This window comes from Mesorhizobium sp. M7A.F.Ca.CA.003.01.2.1 (assembly GCF_003998945.1).
GTDB lineage: Bacteria > Pseudomonadota > Alphaproteobacteria > Rhizobiales > Rhizobiaceae > Mesorhizobium > Mesorhizobium ciceri.
The window spans coordinates 1-3,174 of sequence record NZ_RZRA01000684.1 but is presented as its reverse complement, the minus strand read 5'-3'; the positions used below and the strand labels follow the sequence as shown (position 1 = coordinate 3,174).

The 3,174-nt window shown below is 66.4% G+C and carries 2 protein-coding genes and 1 pseudogene; all 3 read right to left on the bottom strand.

Annotated features, from left to right (window positions below; all coding sequences use genetic code 11):
• Positions 1 to 775: pseudogene (locus EN969_RS23655) on the bottom strand (heparinase); the annotation flags it as partial.
• 147 nt (positions 776 to 922) lie between these two features.
• Positions 923 to 2,350, bottom strand: a complete 1,428-nt coding sequence (locus EN969_RS23650; RefSeq protein WP_063169464.1) for an RsmB/NOP family class I SAM-dependent RNA methyltransferase — start codon at positions 2,348 to 2,350, stop codon at positions 923 to 925.
• Positions 2,308 to 3,174, bottom strand: an 867-nt coding sequence (htpX, locus tag EN969_RS23645) for a zinc metalloprotease HtpX (RefSeq protein WP_127419439.1), incomplete at its 5' end; no start/stop codon positions are given. The genes EN969_RS23650 and htpX, both read right to left, overlap by 43 nt.

Here is a 3,174-nt window from a genome sequence, read left to right as displayed (position 1 = left end):
GGTTGGCATAGGTCTGGCGCAGCGGCAGAAGGTCGGCGAGGATTTCCAGGACGACCATCGGATTGCGCGAAATGTGCCCGCCATCGGCGAGGATCTGGCGGTCGAGTTCCTCGGCAAGGTTGCGGGTCGCGCCACGCAGCGCCGATGCCGGCGCCGGCAGGGACAAGGCAGCGAAGGCGAGCGCGATGCGGGCCCGCAGCCTGTCCTTGCCGTCGGGCATTTCGCGCGCCATCGACCTGAGATAGCGGATCTGCATGGCAACCGACTTCAGGAAGGCGCGGTAGAAAGGGAACTCGGCGCCCTGCAATACGACCGAGGAGTGCTGCAACCAGGCGATGATGCGCTTGGCCGTCGTGCCGGGCTCCCAGGCGATGCCGGAAATATGGCTGCCATGCATGGTGATCCAATCGGAGACCAGGGCGCGGGCATTGGCCGCGGCAAGCTCCGTGCCGGCGGCGCGCCTATGGCGCAGCCAGCGAAAGCCGTGCAGCGTCTTCTGCCACCCGTGATTGGGCACGTTGATCTGGAAAGGCGACTTGCCGCCGGTCTCGACCAGATGCCCCGACAGGGGATAGCGGCCGTAATAGATCTCGAGTGCGATCTGCGGGTCGGCGAGGCGCAGGTCCGGCGGTGCGATCAGCACACGTTCCGGCGTGCGGCCGGAATAGCGCCAGCGATAGACAGGCCCGGCGCGCAGGCGCCGGCGCGTTTTGCGCCAGAACTCCTTCGCGACAAGCGTCCACAGACGCGTCGTGCTGCTGGCAGCCAGTGCCAAAACCCCTCCTGATCGTCCTCTACCCCGGCGCCGAGTCTACATGATTGCACGATTCGTGCGAAGGCGAATTCCACGAGCCCGGGCCGGTTCACCTGCTTCTGCCCCCGGTCCTGCCTAAAAAAGGCAGCAAATCCGGCAGTTCAAGCCCTAGCCGGCTCGCCGCATGCGAGCGGCGAAGAAGCCGTCGAGGCCTGAGCGTTCCGGCGCGCCGAGGTCCAGGTCGGCGGGCGTGGTGCGCAGCGTGCCTTGCGGCGTCAGGAATGGAGCGATGCCGGCGATCTCGCCTTGCAGCAGCGGATCATTGGTGATTTCAGGCGTGCCGGCGAGAAAGGCGCGACAGAGATCCTCGCCTTCGAGCGGATCGAGCGAACAGTTGGAAAAGACGATCCTGCCGCCGGGCTTCACCAGCGTCACAGTGCGGGCGAGCAGCCTGCGCTGCAGGTCGGCCAGTTTTTCGACATCGGCAGAAGTCTTGGTCCATGGCACGTCGGGGTGCCGCCGCACCGTGCCGGTCGACGAGCAGGGCGCGTCGAGGAGAACGGCGTCGAACAATTCCTTCGGCTCGAATTTGAGCAGGTCGGCCTGGACGATCTCGGCGGACAGGCCGAGGCGCTCGAGATTCTGCGTCAGCCGCGCAAGCCGGTTTTTTGACGTGTCGACGGCGGTGACCTTCGCGCCGGCAACGATCAGCTGCGCGGTCTTGCCGCCGGGCGCGGCGCAGAGATCGGCAACCCGCAATCCCGTGACATCGCCGAACAGTCGGGCGGGCAGGCTGGCCGCGGCGTCCTGGACCCACCAGGCGCCCTCGGCAAAGCCAGGCAATTCGGTGACAGGACCGACAAGATTCTCGACCCGCACCGTGCCGGTCGGCAGGACGATGCCGCCGAGTTTTTCGGCCCAGAGTCCGGGATCGGCCTTGACCGAGAAGTCGACCGGCGCCTCAACGCGGTGCGCTTCGAGGATCTGTCTGGCCTTTTCGTTGCCGTAGGTAGTCTTCAGCCTGTCGGAAAACCATTCGGGCGCCTCGTCGGTGGCGGCAAGGGCGGCAGGCAATTCCGTTTCCTTGGCCCGTGCCAGTGTGCGCAGCACGCCATTGACGAGGCCGGAGAACCGCACCGTGCGCGGATCGGACTTGGCATGGGTCACCGCAATGTCGACGGCGGCGCTGTCGGGAATATCGAGGAACAGGATCTGTGCGGCCGCCACATGCAATATGTGCGACAGCGCCGTGGCATTGGGCGGCAGCGGCTTTTCCAGGCGCCGCGCCAAGAGCCCCGATATGGTCATGCGATAGCGCAGCGCGGTGACCAGAATGGCGCGGACAAGGCCGCGATCGCGCAAATCGAGCGCCTTGTATTGCGGGTGGCCGTTCTCGTGATCGGTCAGCCCGTCAAGCGGTGTCCTGGCATCGATGACGGCGGCCAGCAGGCGGGCCGCTGCCTTGCGCGCGGCGAGACCGGCGACGAAGTCGCCGCCGTCCCTGTGTTCCTGATCACCTGAAACCGTGCGTCGAGGTCCTCTGTCCGCCACGCTCACGACCACCGGCCCCTGGGCCCGGTCGGATTGCGACCCCATGGGTTGGATTTGGGCTTGGCGGGCTCCGCCGGCTGCTCGGGCCGTGCTGTCTGATCCCACGGGCCGGATGGCCGCAGTTCGTCCGCCTGGCGTGGCGTTGGGGCCTGGCGCGGTGCAGCCCGGGTTTCGCTGCCGGCCATGTCGCGCGCCATCGCCTGCAAGGCTGCAATGCGGTTCTCAGTGGCGGGGTGGGTGGAGAACAGGCTGTCCATGCGCTCGCCGTGAAGGGGATTGATGATGAAGAGATGCGCGGTCGCGGGATTGCGCTCGGCATCGGGGTTGCGGATGCGTTCGGCGCCGCGGGCGATCTTGTCAAGCGCCGATGCCAGCCAGAGCGGGTGTCCACAGATTTCGGCGCCACGTCGGTCGGCCTCGTATTCGCGGGTGCGGCTGACCGCCATCTGCACGACCATCGCGGCAAAGGGCGCTACGATCATCGCCGCCAGCACGCCGACAAAGCCGAACGGATTGTTGTCGCGATTGCCACTGAAAAAGAAGGCGAAATTGCCGAGCATCGAAATGGCACCGGCAAAGGTGGCGACGATCGTCATGGTCAGCGTGTCGCGGTGCTGCACATGGGCGAGTTCGTGCGCCATGACGGCTGCGACCTCTTCAGGCGTCAGCGCCTGCAACAGGCCGGTGGAGGCAGCGACCGCCGCGTTCTGCGGGTTGCGGCCGGTGGCAAAGGCGTTCGGCTGCGGATTGTCGATCAGGTAGGTCTTCGGCATGGGCAGGCCGGCCTGTTTGGCGAGCGACTGGACGATGGCGTAATATTCGGGCGCGTTCTTCTCGTCGACCTCGACGGCACGGTTCATCGACAGCAC